Origin of the sequence: Blastococcus sp. TF02-8 (assembly GCF_003319175.1) — a bacterium.
Taxonomy (GTDB): domain Bacteria; phylum Actinomycetota; class Actinomycetes; order Mycobacteriales; family Geodermatophilaceae; genus Blastococcus.
The window spans coordinates 528365-543125 of the sequence record NZ_QOHK01000002.1 but is presented as its reverse complement, the minus strand read 5'-3'; the positions used below and the strand labels follow the sequence as shown (position 1 = coordinate 543125).

Genomic DNA, 14761 nt, shown 5'->3' with positions numbered 1-14761 from the left:
TCCCGCCGTCGGCCCACGGTGTCATCGCTGCGCGTCAGCCGGCTGCTCGGGCGAACGGGCTGGCGTGCAGCAGCGAGCCCAGCAGGCCGTCCAGGGCCCCGAGTGCCGGCGGACCGGCCGCCCCTCCGCCGGCCGAGCCGCTCCCCCCGACGCCGCCGCTGCGGCCGATGTTCTGCTCGCCGCGGATGTTGGAGCCCGACTCGTCCTTGTCGTCCCCCGGGTTCGGGTCCGCGCCGTTGATCACGGTGCAGCGCACCCCGTCGACGTCGAGGGCCCGGACGGCCCCGGGGCTCGGCGTCTGCCCCGTCGACACGTACCCGCTGGTGCAGGCCGCCGGCTCGTCGGAGTTCAGCACGAAGCCGAAGTGCGCCCGCATCGTGCCGCCGTCGTTGCGCACGACGGTGAACCCGCCGGAGACCACGTCGGGATAGGTGACCAGCAGCTGCTCGACCCCGTCGAGCCGCGGGATCGTCACGCCGTTCAGGATCCCCACGTTCCGCACCAGCGACCCGAGCCCCGGTCCGGCGTCGTTCACCAGCCGGGTGAGCGCCTCTCCCGCGTCCGGGGCGTTGACGAGCAGGCTGCGCAGATCCGGATCGCTCTGCACCAGGGTGTCGCTGACCAGGCGCAGGTCCGCGGCCCACTGGCGGATCGCCGAGCGGCTGTCGACCTGGGTCTGCAGGACGGTCTGGCTGTCGGTGATGAGGTCCAGCGTCTGCGGCAGGGACTCCTGGGCGCGGGTGAGCAGCAGGTCGCCGTTGTCGATCAGCCGGCCGAGGTCGTCCCCGGACCCGGCGAAGGCCTTGCCCAGTTCGTCGACGACGGTGCGCAGGTTGTCCTGGTCGATGGAGCCGGCCAGCTCGTCGACGTTGAGCAGCAGCTGCTCGACCGGGATCGGGATGGACGTGCGGTCCTGCGGGATGACCGAGCCGTCCTCCAGGTACGGACCCTTGTCGTCGTCCGGCTCGAGGATCACGTACTGCTCTCCCACCGCGCTGCGCGTGGCGACCAGCGCCGCGGTGTCCGCGGGGATCGGGGCGGTGTCCGGGTCGATGGTGAGGGTGACCCGCACACCGTCGTCCACCAGCTGCATGTCGCTGACCCGACCCACCGCCACGCCGCGGTAGGTGACCTCCGCGTTGACGAAGATCCCTCCGGAGTCGCGGAAGTCGGCGGCGACCTCGTACCCGCTGCCGAGGACCAGCCGGTCCAGCCCGACGTACTTGAAGCCCAGGTAGGCCATGCCGAGCACGGCCACCACGGCGAACGCGGCGAGTTGGAGCTTCGTGGTGCGGGTGATCACCGCTGACCTCCCAGGACGTCGGGCAGACCGATGGTGCCGGAGCCGTCCGGGATCACGCGGACCGCGTCATCGGGGAGCAGCCCGCCCAGGGCGGAGCTCTGCGGCGCCGACGACCCACCCGTGGAGGCGGCGCCCGCCCCGTTCCCCGGTGGGGTGCCGGGGACCCCGCACTTCTCCCCGGTGAGGTCCGGCGGCTGCACCTCCTCCAGCGCCCCCGTGAGGGGGTCGACCGCGTAGCGGCACAGCACCTCGGTGAGGTCCAGGTCCAGGGTCGCCGTCATGTTGGTGAAGAGGCCGTAGCCACCCGTGCGCAGGTCCTGCCGGTAGTTCAGCGCCGACAGCGAGCTGGCCGGGAACGGATAGGTCAGCAGCAGGTCCAGCGACCCGGCCAGGTTCGGTCCGGCCGCCGCCAGCTGGGTGAGGATCGGCTGCAGCAGCTTCAGGTCCTCGACCGTGTTGGCCCCGGACTGGTTGATGATCCGGGTCCCGACGTCGCCCAGCCGGGCCAGGCTCTCCAGCATCGACACGAGGAGGTCGCGCTGCTGGTTCACCACGTCCAGCCCCGGGCCGATGGTGTCCAGCGCCGTCTGGATGGTCTGGGTCCGCGCGGCGAGGCTGGCGGCCAGGGCGTTGACGCTGTCGAGCGCCCGGTTGATCTCGTTCTTCTGCTCGTCGAGCCCGCCCACCAGGGTGTTCAGCTGCTCGAGCGTGCCGCGCAGCGCGGACTCCCGGCCCTCCATGGCCTCACCGAGCTCACGGGTGATGGTCTGCAGCTGGGTCAGCCCGCCCCCGTTGAGCACCAGGGAGAGCGCGCCCAGGAGTTCCTCGACCTCGACGTTGCGGTTCGTCCGGTCCAGCCCGATCCGGTCACCGTCGCCCAGCTCCCCGCGGGGTTCCTCCGTGCCCGGCGCCGCGAGCTCGACGAACTTCTCACCCAGCAGCGAGGTCTGCTGGATCTTCGCCACCGCGTTCTCGGGCAGCTCGACGTCGCCGTTGACCTCCAGCGTCACCACGGCCGTCCAGTCGTCGGCGAGGTCGATGCTCTTCACCCGACCGACGGGGACGTCGGCCACCCGCACCCCGGACTGCGGGACCAGGTCGAGGACGTCGAGGAACTCGACCTCCACGGTGTAGGGGTCGTCCCCGAGGTCGGCACCGCCGGGGAGGCTGAAGGAGTAGGCGCCCCGGAACCCGCAGCCGGCGAGCAGGAGGACCCCACCGGCCAGGGCGGCGACGCGGGTGAGCGGTCGGTTCATCACTGCGCTCCCGGAACGTTCGGCAGCCCGATCCGCGGGGGGCCGGTGCGGCCCGGCGCGGCCCCTCCTCCGTAGAGGGCGGTGAGCAGCTCCTGCAGGTCGGGGACCCCGTTGCCGTTGAAGTCGTCGAGGGATCCGTCGGCGTTCGTGTCCCCGGAGAGGAGGCGGGTGCAGATCTGCTCGATCGGCGGCAGCTGCAGGTCCGGCACGTCCGGGAGGATGTCGAGGTCCAGCTTCAGCTTCCCGGTGGCCCCGAGGATCTGGCAGACGATCACCTCGGGGCTCGTCGCGCCGAGTGAGTTGTCGCGCGTGTCGAGCGTGCCGTAGTCCGGGTTGTAGGCGTGGGCGAGGTTGCCCAGAGCAGCCGGTGCGACGTCCATGATCTCGGCGAGGGCGTCGCGCTGCTGCACCAGCACGAGCGTGACGTCGGCCAGCTTGTCGACGTTGGCCCGCAGCAGGTCGGTGTTGTCGCGCACGAAGCCGGCCACCTGACCCAGCGCCTGCGACAGCAGCTGGATGGCCGCGGCGAGGTCCTGCCGCTCCCCCTCGAGCAGGTCGGCCACGGCGGCCATGTTCGTGTTGAACTGACCGACCTGGGCGTCGATCGTGGCCAGCGCGCTGGTGAACTTCTGCAGGTTGTCCACCGAGTCGAACAGTCCGTCGCGGTTGTCGGCCAGCGTCTCGACCGCCTGGCTGAACCCCGTCAGCGTCCGGTTGAGGTCCTCACCGGTGCCCTCGAGGTTGGCCGCGCCGACGTCGACGAGATCGGACAGCGCACCGTTCTCGTTCGCGCCGTTCGGGCCGAGAGCCGCCGACAGCTCGTCCAGCGCGCCGTAGACGGCGTCCAGCTCCACCGGCGTCGCGGTGCGCTCCACCGGGACCCGGGCGCCGTCCTTCATCGTCGGTCCGCCGTCGTAGACCGGGGAGAACTGCACGTAGCGGTCGGAGACCAGGGACGGCGCGAGGACGATCGCGTCCGCGTCGGCGGGCACGTCGTAGTCGTCCTCGATCTCCATCTCGACGCGGACCTTGTCGCCCTCGGGGACCACGTCGGTGACCTCACCGACGTCGATGCCGAGGATCCGCACGTCCGACCCCGGGTACAGGCCGACGGTCTGGTCGAAGAACGCGGTCACGCGGTACTGGCCGGCCGGTCGCAGGACCGTCCAGCCCAGCGCGCCGACCAGGACCAGCGCCGCGGCCAGGGCGACCCCGCGCTGCAGCGAGCCGCTCATCAGTTGCCCCCTCGGCAGGAGACGGGGATCCCGGCCACGCCGGGCCCGCCGCACACGACGCTGCCCACGACGCCCGGCAGCAGGTTGTCCACGAAGCTGTCGAACCAGCGGCCGGTGCCCAGCGTGTTGGTGAAGACGCGGACGAACGGCGCGAAGTTGTCGATGGTCGCCGACAGGTTGTCCCGGTTGCGGGACAGGATGTCGGTGACCGTCGAGAGCTGCTGCAGCGCAGGCGTGAGCGCCTCGCGGTTGTCGGTGACCAGCCCGGAGAGCTGCGTGGACAGCTCCTGGGTGCTGGTCAGGATCGAGTCGATCAGCTGCCGGCGCTCCTGGACCTCGGTCAGCAGCGTGTTCGAGTCCAGGATGAGCTGGGTGAACTCGCCGTTGCGGTCGGCCAGCACCTGGGTGACCGACCGGGTCGCCGTCAGCAGCTGCTGGAGCTGCTGGTCCCGCGAGGCGATGGTGTCCGACAGCCGGGCCAGGCCCTGCAGGGAGCTCCGCACCTCGTCGGGGGTCTCGGCGAAGGTGTCGGCGAGGACCTCGAAGGAGCTGGCGAGCTGAGCGGTGTCGAGGTCCTCCACGGTGGTGGAGAGGTCGGCGAAGGCCTCGACGACGTCGTAGGGCGACGCGGTGCGCGACAGCGGGATCCGCTCGTCGGGGTCCAGCTCGTTGGAACCGCGGGGCACGAGCGCGAGGTACTTCGCGCCGAGCACGGTCTCGATCTTGATCGCCGCCTCGGAGCGGTCGCCCACGAAAGCGTCCTCGACGCGGAACTCGACGGTCACCGCGCCGTCCTCGAGGGACAGGCTCTCGACCGTGCCCACCTTGACCCCGGCGACCCGGACCGGGTCGTCGGGCAGCAGACCGGCCGCCTCGGAGAACTGGGCGCGGTAGACCGTCCCCCCGCCGATCAGCGGCAGGGACTGCGCGTTGAAGGCCAGGAACACCAGCGTGGCGATGACGGTGAGGCTGATCGCGCCGATGACGACCGGGTTGCGGTCGCGGAACGGCTTCGCGTAGCGGGCCATCAGCTGCACCCCTGCTCGCCGTTGCGGAGACCGCCGGTCGGGATCTCGACCTCGGTGTCCTTGCCGTCGTCGCCGGTCACGGGGAGGACCAGGTTGCCCGAGGCCCCGCACAGGAAGAAGTTGAACCAGCTGCCGTTCACGGCGGTCCGCGTGATCAGGTCGATCTTGGTGGGAGCCAGCTGGAGGAAGTCCTCCACGACGTCCCCGGTGTCGGCCAGGTTCTTGGAGAGGTCGCCGAGCCCCCGGATGTCGGCGGCCAGTGGCGCCCGGGCGTCGACCAGGAGGTCCGCCGTCGACTGCGCGAGGCCGTCGATGGTCTGCAGCGAGTCGAAGATCGCGTCCTTGTCGCCGGCCAGCCCGGTCACGAACTGCTGCAGGCTGACGATGAGGCCGGACAGCTGCTCGTCCCGCTGGGCCACGGTGCCGAGCACCTTCGTCAGGTTGTCGATGACGTCGCCGATGACGGCGTCCTTGTCGGCCAGGGAGTTGCTGAGCGAGGCGACGTGGGCGAGCAGGCTCTGCACGGTCCCGCCCTCGCCCTGGAAGACCTGGATGATCTCGAACGACAGTCGGTTCATGTCCGCCGGGGAGAGCGCCTGCAACAGCGGCTGGAACCCGCCGAACAGGGTGGTGAGGTCCAGCGCCGGCCGCGTCTGCGCCAGCGGGATCACGTCGTCCTCCTCCAGGGTGCGTCCCGAGGAGCCGTCGCCCTCCTCGAGTGCGATGTACCGCTGACCGACGAGGTTCCGGTAGCGGATCGTGGCCCGGACACCGGCCGGCAGCGGCACGTCGGCGCTCACCTCGAGCTCGACCTCGGCGATCGGACGGTCGGTGCGCTCCCCCAGGCCGATGGCACTCACCTGGCCGACGCGGACACCGGCGATGCGCACCTCGTCGCCCTCGACCAGCCCCGCGACGTCGCTGAACTCGGCCCGGTAGGTGAGCTGCTCGCCGTACCCCGCGTTCGTGATGGTGCTGACCAGGACGTAGCTGGCGAGCACGGTCACCAGGCCGAACACCACGAGCTTGGTGAGCGGGCCGGCCAGCCCGCGCAGCGCACCCTTCACGACGTCACCCCCGTTCCGCGGTCCATCCCGTTCCCCGTTCCTCGTGCGGTCATCGCAGGGCCACCTGCGTGCCGCGCAGCAGCGGCGCCATGGTGGACGCGGCCAGGTCGGACACCTTCCCCGGGTCCTCACCGGTCTGGTACGCGAGGATGTTCCGCACGAAGTCCAGCTCCGCCGTCGATCCGGCGAGGTTGAACGGCAGCGAGTTCCCCGCTGACGCACCGGGGTTCGGCTCGCCGGCGCCCTCGGGGGCGTCGTCGGGGTTGCGGCCACCGATGCAGACCGGGTTGCCGTAGACCGGGTTGTCGACCGAGTCCACGCCGTCAGCGGGTGGGGCAGGGCAGTAGTACTCGCCCCGGGCCGCGGCCCGGATCATCCCGTCGATGTCGTCGAGGCCCTGGCAGTCCGGCCCGCTCTTGTCCAGGTAGGCCGGCTGGTCGCCGGGCACGTAGGGGTTCCGCGGCGGCAGGCTGACGACGATGTTGAGGTTCAGCGACGGGTCGCCGTCGGCACCGAACGCCTCGCTGATCATCGGGTTGAACCGGGTCAGACCGTTGAGCAGGCACGGGTACTCCGGGGAGTACTTGGCGAACACTCCGAGGACCGGCCGCGAGCTGTCGGCCAGCGTGATGAGGTTGCGCTCGTTGGTCTCGAGGAAGCCGGCGGTCACGTTGCCCGTCGTGGTGCCGACGCTGAACGTGCGCCGGAGCTGCTCCTGCTGGTCCACCAGGGTGGTGCTGGTGATCGCGAGGTTGTCGAGGAGCCCCAGCAGGTCGTCGGCGGCGGCGTCGTAGGTGTCCGCGACGTCGGCGATGGCGCTAATGTCGGCCTGCAGCTGCGGCAGGACCGTGTTGATCTGGCCGGTGTAGTCGCCGACCTCGGCCAGGTTCTCCCCCAGCTTGTCCCCGCGACCGCGGAGCGCGTCGGCCACGGCCCCGAGCGTGTAGGAGAGGTCCTGCGGCTCGACGGCCTGGAGCAGCGGCAGCAGGTCGTCGACCACCCGCTGCAGCTCGATGGCGTTCTCGCTCCGGTCCTGGTCGATGACGTCTCCGTCGGCCAGCCGCTCGGAGCTGGGGCTCACGGGCAGCTCGAGGGAGACGAACCGCTCGCCGAACAGCGTCTTGGGCAGCAGCCGGGCGGTCACGTCGGCCGGGATCTGCTCGAGGTACTGCGGGCGGATGCCGAGCGTGATCTCCGCGCCGTCGACGTCGGCGTCCACGGCCCGGACCTCGCCCACGATGACGCCACGGACCTTGACGTCGGATGCCTCCTGCAGCTGGTTGCCGACGGAGTCGGTGCGCAGCGTCACCTCCGCCATGTCGGTGAACGCCTTCTGGTAGGCCGCCACGGCGAGGCCCAGCAGCAGGACCAGTGTCGCGAGGAACGCGACCCCCTGCAGCCGCCGGCGGATGACCAGCCCCCGCTTGCTCATCGCTCGCTCACCCCGCGATCCGCACGGTCGTCGTGGAACCCCAGATCGCCAGGGACAGGAAGAGGTCGATGACCATGACCGCGACGATCGAGAAGCGCACGGCCCGGCCGACGGCGAGGCCGACACCGGCCGGGCCTCCGCCGGCCCGGAAGCCGTAGTAGCAGTGGCTGAGGATGATCACCACGGCGAAGACGAGCACCTTGATGAACGACCAGAACACGTCCTGCGGTGGCAGGAACAGGTTGAAGTAGTGGTCGTAGGTGCCGGCCGACTGGCCGTACGCCTGCGTGGTGATGGTGCGGGTGGCGAAGTAGCTGCTGAGCAGGCCCAGGACGTACAGCGGGATGACGGCGATGAAGCCGGCCACGATGCGCGTCGTCACCAGGAACGGCAGGGACGGCACGCCCATCACCTCGAGGGCGTCGATCTCCTCGTTGATCCGCATGGCGCCGATCTGCGCGGTGAAGCCGCAGCCGACGGTCGCCGACAGCGCCAGCCCGGCCACCAGCGGGGCGATCTCCCGGGTGTTGAAGTAGGCGGAGAGGAAGCCGGTGAAGGCCGACGTGCCGAGCTGGTCCAGCGCCGCGTAGCCCTGGAGGCCCACCTCGGTGCCGGTGAAGAAGGAGAGGAAGGCGATGACACCGACGGTGCCGCCGATCACGGCCAGCGCCCCGGAACCGAAGGTGACCTCGGCCAGCAGCCGGAAGGTCTCCCGCATGTAGCGGCGCAGCGTGCGCGGCACCCAGCCGAGGGCCCGCCCGTAGAAGCTGAGCTGGTCGCCGAGGTCCTCGAGCGTGGACATCGGACGCCGGTAGACGACGTTGGCCACCTTCCGGGCACCGACCCGGACGCGGTCGGTGGGTGAGAGGAGCGCCATCACGCCCCCTTCGGCGGTACGAGCTGGAAGTACAACGCGGTCATCACGAAGTTGACCGCGAACAGCAGCAGGAACGTGATGACCACGGACTGGTTGACCGCGTCACCCACGCCCTTGGGCCCGCCGCCGGCGTTGAGGCCCTTGTAGGCGGCCACGATGCCGGCGATGAGACCGAACACGAGCGCCTTGATCTCACCCGACCAGAAGTCCGCCACCTGCGCGAGCGCGCTGAACGAGGCCAGGTAGGCCCCGGGCGTCCCGCCCTGGAGGATGACGTTGAAGAAGTAGCCACCGGCCACGCCGACGACGCTCACCAGGCCGTTGAGCAGGACGGCGACCAGCATCGCGCCGAGCACGCGGGGCACGACCAGGCGCTGGATCGGACTGATGCCCAGGACCTCCATCGCGTCGATCTCGTCGCGGATCTTGCGTGCGCCCAGGTCGGCGCAGATCGCCGAGCCACCCGCACCGGCGATCAGCAGGGCGGTCACGATCGGGCTCGCCTCGCGGAGCACCGCCAGCACCGACGCGGACCCGGTGAAGGACTGGGCACCCAGCTGACGGGTCAGCGAGCCCAGCTGCAGCGCGATGACCGCGCCGAACGGGATCGCCACCAGAGCGGTGGGCAGGATCGTGACGCTGGCGATGAACCAGGTCTGCTGGATGAACTCGCGCAGCTGGAACGGTCGCTTGGGCAGCGCACGGACGACGTCGAGCGCGAAGGCGAACAGCTTCCCGCTGGCCGCGACCGGCCGCGTCGGGGAGAGCTTCCCGTCGAGGAGCCCGGGCGCCTTGGGCTTGTCGGTCGTGGTCACCCCTCACCGCCGGACCGGGGCAGGACGGCCGTGGCGGTGGAGCTCCCCTGACCTGCGTTCGCCTCCGGCGCCCAGTGGCGGCCACCCTGGCCGGGGGTGGGGGTGAAGGCACCGGACTCGGCCTGGGCGAGCAGGTCCTCGGGCAGCGACTTGCGGATCGCGGCCTGCGTCTCCTCGTCGAACTCGTGCAGCATGCGGGCGACCCGCTCCTGGCGGCGGCGGACGGCCTTGCGCTCGGGCAGGCCCGGGGAGGGGTCCAGCTGCGGGGGAACGGCGTCGCCGCCGGAAGCACCCTTGGGCCCGACCCCGTTGTGGGCGTCGCCACCCCGGGCCTCCAGGGCCGCCATCTCGGCCTCCACCTGGGCGACGTCCTTCTCCTCGCTCATGCCGATCGGGCCCTCGCGACGGCCGTTCAGGAACTGCCGGACGACCGGTTCCTGCGAGGTGAGCAGCTGCTCGCGCGGACCGAACATCGCCAGGTGGCGGCGGAAGAGCAGCCCCAGGTTGTCGGGCACCGTCCGGGCGGTGCCGATGTCGTGCGTGACGATGAGGAAGGTGGCGTCGATCTGGGCGTTCAGGTCGACGATCAGCTGGTTGAGGTAGGCCACGCGGACGGGGTCCAGGCCGGAGTCCGGCTCGTCGAAGAGGATGACCTCGGGATCGAGCACCAACGCCCGGGCCAGACCGGCACGCTTGCGCATACCGCCGGAGATCTCGCCGGGGAGCTTCCCCTCGGCGCCCTGGAGGCCGACCATCTCCATCTTCTCGAGGACGATGTTGCGGATGTCGGACTCGCTCTTCTTGGTGTGCTCGCGCAGGGGGAAGGCGATGTTGTCGTACAGGCTCATCGACCCGAACAGGGCACCGTCCTGGAACAGGACGCCGAACAGCCGGCGGACGTCGTAGAGCTTGTGCTCGCTGCAGGTGACGATGTCGGTGTCGCTGATGATGATCGAGCCCTTCTCGGGCTTGAGCAGCCCGACCAGGGACTTCAGGAACACCGACTTGCCGGTCCCGGAGGGGCCGAGCAGGACCGAGATCTCGCCCGGGGGCAAGGTCAGCGTGACGTCGCTCCAGATGTTCTGGCTGCCGAACGACTTGGTCAGCCCGGTGACCTCGACTGCGACGCCCACGTGTCTCCCGCCTCCTGCTCCGGCTCTGCTGCCGGTCCCCGCCCCGCCGCTATGGCAGGCCCCGGCAGTGTGCGGCAGACCGGATACCCGCGCATCCCGAGATGCCCGGCCCCGCACCACTACCGGTCAGTAACGAACGTGTGGAGCCAAGGTTACGTGCATCACGCGAAACGGGTGACCCCCATCTCTCCTCCCGATCGAGAACCACCCGGAAATGCGACAGGGGCCGCCCTCCCGAACGGGAGGACGACCCCTGTGCGGCGAAGCCGCGAGGCGACGCGATGGAACGGGCCCGTCCCGGGACCCACCCTGAGCTAGCGAAGGGTGGGCAGGACGGGGTCGGTCACTTGACGGTGACGGTGGCGCCGGCGCCCTCGAGGGCGGCCTTGGCCTTGTCCGCGGCGTCCTTGGCGACCTTCTCCAGGATCGGCTTCGGCGCGTTGTCGACCAGGTCCTTGGCCTCCTTGAGGCCGAGCGAGGTCAGGCCGCGCACCTCCTTGATGACCTGGATCTTCTTGTCGCCGGCGCTCTCGAGGATGACGTCGAACTCGTCCTGCTCCTCGGCAGCGGCAGCGCCGCCGTCGCCACCACCGGCGGCCGGGGCGGCAGCCACGGCGACGGGGGCAGCAGCGGTGACCTCGAAGGTCTCCTCGAACTGCTTCACGAAGTCGGACAGCTCGAGGAGGGTCATCTCCTTGAACGCGTCGAGCAGGTCCGCGGTGGACAGCTTGGCCATCTCTATCTCCTTGTGGGTCAGGCGTCGCTGGCCGCGGCGTCCGCGGCAGCGTCGGTCGTGTCGGGGGTGGTGTCAGCAGCAGCGGTGTCGTCGGCGGCAGGAGCCTCCGCGGCCGGGGCCGCGTCGTCCGCCGGGGCGGCGGGCTTCTTCTCCTGCAGCGCGGCGGCGAGACGGGCGACCTGCGACAGCGGGGCCTGGAACAGCCCGGCCGCCTTGGACAGGTTGCCCTTCATCGCGCCGGCCAGCTTGGCCAGCAGGACCTCACGGCTCTCGACGTCGGCGAGGCGGGTGACCTCGGCGGCGTCGACCGTGCGGCCCTCGACCACGCCACCCTTGACGACGAGCAGCGGGTTGGCGCGCGCGAAGTCACGGATGGCCTTGGCCGCGTTCACCGGGTCGCCCTCGATGAAGGCGATCGCGGTGGGGCCGTTGAGCAGCGGGCCGAGGTCGGAGAAGCCGACCGAGTCCGCCGCACGCTTCGTCAGGGTGTTCTTGACGACGGCGTAGCTGCTGCCCTCACCGAGGGAACGGCGCAGCTGGGTCAGCTGGGCCACGGTCAGCCCGCGGTACTCGGTGAGCACCGCCGCACTCGAGTTCTGGAACCGCTCGGTGATCTCGTCGATCACCGCGGCCTTCGCCTGCGTGGGCATGGGCCTCCTCTCGTCTGTCGGGCGACCCCTGGACGCTGCACGACGACGGGCGATCGACGCCCGGAGACAGAGAACGCCCCGGCGCAGGGCGCACGGGGCGAGGGCGGGCGCGAGCGCCCGACGATCGAACCGTCCTCCTGCGCGGGTCGCCCGGAGCTCCGGGACCTTCGATCGCACGCGGACGTGCGACGACCAGCGGTCTTGGGGGGAACAGCAGAAGCATACATGTCGTCACGACGGCGCCTCGAGGAGAGGCGTCGCACCCGGCACCGAGCGGGTGACCGGACGACGACGAGGGCCCCGCAGCGACGTGCGCTGCGGGGCCCCGGTGTTCAGCGGATCACGCCGTCGGCTCGTCCACCGTCAGGTTGCGGGTGCGGTTCGGGTCGACCGGGATGCCCGGGCCCATCGTCGTGGAGATGGTGACCTTCTTGAGGTACCGCCCCTTGGCGGCCGCGGGCTTGGCGCGGAGCACCTCGTCCAGTGCGGCGGCGTAGTTCTCGACCAGCTTCTCCTGGTCGAACGACGTCTTGCCGATCACCAGGTGCAGGTTGGCCTGCTTGTCCACGCGGAAGTTGATCTTTCCGCCCTTGATGTCGTTGACGGCCTTGGTGACGTCGGGGGTCACGGTGCCGGTCTTGGGGTTCGGCATCAGGCCACGGGGGCCGAGGACGCGCGCGATGCGACCGACCTTCGCCATCTGGTCCGGCGTCGCGATCGCGGCGTCGAAGTCCAGGAAGCCGCCCTGGATGCGCTCGATCAGGTCGTCCGAGCCGACGACGTCGGCACCGGCGGCCTCGGCCTCGGCGGCCTTGTCGCCCGTGGCGAAGACGATGACGCGGGCGGTCTTGCCGGTGCCGTGGGGCAGGTTGACCGTGCCGCGGACCATCTGGTCGGCCTTGCGGGGGTCGACGCCGAGACGCATCGCGACCTCGACGGTGGCGTCGTAGGACGTCGTCGACGTCTCCTTCGCCAGCGCAGCCGCCTGCAGCGGGCTGTACAGGTTGTCGCGGTCGACCTTGTCGGCCACGGAGCGGTACTTCTTGCCGTGCTTCGCCATGGTGGTTCCTCTCCGGGGGCTGGGCGCCCCGGTCACGTGGTGAACGGGCCGGCGCGGCCCTCCCACTACTGCTGGGTGGTGCTGGTTCAGACGACCGTGATGCCCATCGACCGGGCGGTGCCGGCGATGATCTTCTCGGCCTGGTCCAGGTCGTTGGCGTTGAGGTCGGCCATCTTGGTGGTGGCGATCTCGCGGACCTGGTCACGGGTGACGGTGGCGACCTTGGTCTTGTGCGGCTCGCCCGACCCCTTGTCGACACCGGCGGCCTTGAGCAGCATGCGCGCGGCCGGCGGGGTCTTGGTGACGAAGGTGAAGGTCCGGTCCTCGAAGACCGAGATCTCCACGGGGATGACGTTGCCGCGCTGCGACTCGGTCGCGGCGTTGTACGCCTTGCAGAACTCCATGATGTTGACGCCGTGCTGGCCCAGCGCCGGACCCACGGGCGGCGCGGGGGTGGCCGCACCGGCGTTGATCTGGAGCTTGATGACCGCGGTCAACCGCTTCCTGGGGGGCATGACTTTCCTTCTGTGTCGTGACGTGTGCTCGTGGTCTTGGCTGGAAGGCCCCCTCGCAGGGGCCCGTGCCGAGCCTGCGAGGCGCGGGGGCGAGGGGGTCCTAGATCTTGGACACCTGGTTGAACGACAGCTCGACGGGCGTCTCGCGGCCGAAGATGGAGACCAGCACCTGCAGCTTCTGCTGTTCGGCGTTGATCTCGTTGATGGTGGCGGGCAGCGTCGCGAACGGGCCGTCCATGACGGTGACCGACTCGCCGACCTCGAAGTCGACGACGGGCGCCGGCGCGGCCGCTGCGGCGCCACCACCGGAGGCGGCGGCCTCGGCGGTGCGGGGCGCCTGGGGCGCGGTGGCCGGCACCAGGATCTTCACGACCTCGTCGATCGTCAGCGGCGACGGCTTGGAGGTCGCGCCGACGAAGCCGGTGACGCCGGGGGTGTTGCGGACCGCGCCCCACGACTCGTCGTTGAGCTCCATGCGCACCAGCAGGTACCCGGGCAGGACCTTGCGGTTGACCTGCGAGCGCTTGCCGTTCTTGATCTCGGTGACCTCCTCGGTGGGCACCTCGATCTGGTAGATGTAGTCCTCCACGTCGAGGGACTGGATGCGCGCCTCGAGGTTGGTCTTCACCTTGTTCTCGTAACCGGCGTACGAGTGGACGACGTACCAGTCGCCCGGGGCGATCCGCAGCGCCTTCTTCATCGCCTCGACCGGGTCCTCGTCCTCCTCCGCCGTGACGTCGGAGTCGGGGGCCGGGGCGGCCAGCGGGTCGCTCGCCAGGCTGTCGGTGTCGCCGTCCTCGATCTCGGGGACGACGTCGGAGACCTCGGTGTCGGTCTGCAGGTCGGCGGTGTCGCTGGACCCCTCGGCGGCACCGGTCTCACCGGCGCCGGTCTCGACGTCGGCGGAACCGCGCTCGTCGAAGCGGGCGTCGTCCAGGTCGGTGCCTTCGACCGCACTGTCGGTCTCGAAGGGCTCGCGGGGGTCGGTCACAGAGGTCTCTTCCTTGTCAGGGGGCGGAGCGGCACGGTGCGGAGGTCAGCCGAAGACGGCGATCACGCCCCGTGCGAAGAGCAGGTCCAGCCCGGCCACCAGCGCGACGATGAACGTCACGAACACGATGACGACGGTGGTGTAGGTGATCAGCTCGCGACGGCCCGGCCAGATGACCTTGCGCAGCTCGGCGACGACCTCGCGGAGGAACCGCATGATCGAGCGGCGAGGCCGGAGCTCTTCCGCCCGCGCCCGCTCGGCCGCCGCGCGGGAGCGGGTGCCGGCGCCTTCGCGCACGGGCCGCGAGGCGCTGCGCGCCGCGCGACCGGCCGGCTCCTCGTCCTCGTCGTCGGCGGTGATCCGGCCCCGACGGCGGGACGGGGTCGCGACGACCTTGTCCTCGTCGGTCGCGGCCTCGCTCGCCACCTCGTCCTCGGCCGCCTCGAGCGCCGCGGCGTCGTCGACACCCGGCGCCTCGCGGTCGAGCTGCTCGTCGGTGAGCTCCGCGTCAGAGGCGGCGCGCGCGTCGTCGTCGCGGCCCGGCTTCTCGTCGCTCACTGCGCCTCGCTCGCCTCGTGGTGGTGGCCTCTCCCGCGAGGGCCGTCGGTCGGTGGTGCCTCGTGCTGTGCTGCTGGGTCGTGCTGTGCTGCCGGGTCGCGCTGT

Annotated in this window: 14 protein-coding genes and 1 pseudogene; all 15 read right to left on the bottom strand. The window is 70.8% G+C overall.

The window, feature by feature from the left end:
- Positions 1-34 precede the first annotated feature (34 nt).
- The 15 genes and pseudogenes from DQ237_RS06775 to secE all read right to left on the bottom strand — a co-directional run bounded on the left by DQ237_RS06775 (position 35) and on the right by secE (position 14656).
- On the bottom strand, positions 35-1303 hold the full coding sequence (locus DQ237_RS06775; protein ID WP_113798375.1) for an MCE family protein: 1269 nt from the start codon (positions 1301-1303) through the stop codon (positions 35-37).
- Positions 1300-2559: an MCE family protein gene (locus DQ237_RS06770; RefSeq protein ID WP_113798373.1), complete on the bottom strand. Its 1260-nt coding sequence runs from the start codon at positions 2557-2559 to the stop codon at positions 1300-1302. Before DQ237_RS06770 ends, DQ237_RS06775 begins: the two co-directional genes overlap by 4 nt.
- Positions 2559-3794, bottom strand: a complete 1236-nt coding sequence (locus tag DQ237_RS06765; RefSeq protein ID WP_113798372.1) for an MCE family protein — start codon at positions 3792-3794, stop codon at positions 2559-2561. Before DQ237_RS06765 ends, DQ237_RS06770 begins: the two co-directional genes overlap by 1 nt.
- Positions 3794-4822 carry an MCE family protein gene (locus DQ237_RS06760; RefSeq protein WP_113798598.1) on the bottom strand — a complete coding sequence of 343 codons (1029 nt, stop codon included), beginning with the start codon at positions 4820-4822 and terminating at the stop codon, positions 3794-3796. The genes DQ237_RS06765 and DQ237_RS06760 overlap by 1 nt, the downstream gene beginning before the upstream one ends.
- Positions 4822-5889 (bottom strand): MCE family protein, encoded by a 1068-nt coding sequence (locus DQ237_RS06755; protein WP_113798370.1) that lies wholly within the window; start codon positions 5887-5889, stop codon positions 4822-4824. The genes DQ237_RS06760 and DQ237_RS06755 overlap by 1 nt, the downstream gene beginning before the upstream one ends.
- A 49-nt stretch (positions 5890-5938) precedes the next feature.
- Complete coding sequence (locus DQ237_RS06750; RefSeq protein ID WP_113798368.1) at positions 5939-7321, bottom strand: MCE family protein; 1383 nt, start codon at positions 7319-7321, stop codon at positions 5939-5941.
- A gap of 7 nt (positions 7322-7328) precedes the next feature.
- Positions 7329-8123, bottom strand: coding sequence for an ABC transporter permease (locus tag DQ237_RS06745; protein WP_113798597.1), 795 nt, complete (start codon positions 8121-8123; stop codon positions 7329-7331).
- Between the two features lie 74 nt (positions 8124-8197).
- Positions 8198-8929: an ABC transporter permease gene (locus DQ237_RS06740; protein ID WP_113798596.1), complete on the bottom strand. Its 732-nt coding sequence runs from the start codon at positions 8927-8929 to the stop codon at positions 8198-8200.
- 80 nt (positions 8930-9009) lie between these two features.
- Positions 9010-10146 (bottom strand): ABC transporter ATP-binding protein, encoded by a 1137-nt coding sequence (locus tag DQ237_RS06735; protein ID WP_113798366.1) that lies wholly within the window; start codon positions 10144-10146, stop codon positions 9010-9012.
- Positions 10147-10489: 343 nt separating this feature from the next.
- Positions 10490-10882: a 50S ribosomal protein L7/L12 gene (rplL, locus tag DQ237_RS06730; RefSeq protein ID WP_113798364.1), complete on the bottom strand. Its 393-nt coding sequence runs from the start codon at positions 10880-10882 to the stop codon at positions 10490-10492.
- Between the two features lie 143 nt (positions 10883-11025).
- Positions 11026-11532, bottom strand: a pseudogene (gene rplJ / locus DQ237_RS06725) (50S ribosomal protein L10); the annotation flags it as partial.
- Between the two features lie 340 nt (positions 11533-11872).
- The gene (rplA, locus tag DQ237_RS06720; RefSeq protein ID WP_113798360.1) at positions 11873-12592 is read right to left on the bottom strand and encodes a 50S ribosomal protein L1; all 720 of its coding nucleotides are present in this window, start codon (positions 12590-12592) and stop codon (positions 11873-11875) included.
- Between the two features lie 86 nt (positions 12593-12678).
- Positions 12679-13107, bottom strand: a complete 429-nt coding sequence (gene rplK / locus DQ237_RS06715) for a 50S ribosomal protein L11 (RefSeq protein ID WP_113798358.1) — start codon at positions 13105-13107, stop codon at positions 12679-12681.
- Positions 13108-13207: 100 nt separating this feature from the next.
- Positions 13208-14098, bottom strand: a complete 891-nt coding sequence (gene nusG / locus DQ237_RS06710) for a transcription termination/antitermination protein NusG (protein WP_113798356.1) — start codon at positions 14096-14098, stop codon at positions 13208-13210.
- Between the two features lie 45 nt (positions 14099-14143).
- Complete coding sequence (gene secE, locus DQ237_RS19895) at positions 14144-14656, bottom strand: preprotein translocase subunit SecE (protein WP_205730098.1); 513 nt, start codon at positions 14654-14656, stop codon at positions 14144-14146.
- Between the last annotated feature and the right edge of the window lie 105 nt (positions 14657-14761).

Excerpts from the sequence above, each read along its gene's own strand:
- rplK (WP_113798358.1), bottom strand. The coding sequence starts at position 13,107 with ATGCCCCCCAGGAAGCGGTTGACCGCGGTCATCAAGCTCCAGATCAAC.
- rplA (WP_113798360.1), bottom strand. The coding sequence starts at position 12,592 with ATGGCGAAGCACGGCAAGAAGTACCGCTCCGTGGCCGACAAGGTCGAC.
- DQ237_RS06745 (WP_113798597.1), bottom strand. The coding sequence starts at position 8,123 with ATGTCCACGCTCGAGGACCTCGGCGACCAGCTCAGCTTCTACGGGCGG.
- DQ237_RS06765 (WP_113798372.1), bottom strand. The coding sequence starts at position 3,794 with ATGAGCGGCTCGCTGCAGCGCGGGGTCGCCCTGGCCGCGGCGCTGGTC.
- DQ237_RS06750 (WP_113798368.1), bottom strand. The coding sequence starts at position 7,321 with ATGAGCAAGCGGGGGCTGGTCATCCGCCGGCGGCTGCAGGGGGTCGCG.
- DQ237_RS06770 (WP_113798373.1), bottom strand. The coding sequence starts at position 2,559 with ATGAACCGACCGCTCACCCGCGTCGCCGCCCTGGCCGGTGGGGTCCTC.
- DQ237_RS06760 (WP_113798598.1), bottom strand. The coding sequence starts at position 4,822 with ATGGCCCGCTACGCGAAGCCGTTCCGCGACCGCAACCCGGTCGTCATC.
- rplL (WP_113798364.1), bottom strand. The coding sequence starts at position 10,882 with ATGGCCAAGCTGTCCACCGCGGACCTGCTCGACGCGTTCAAGGAGATG.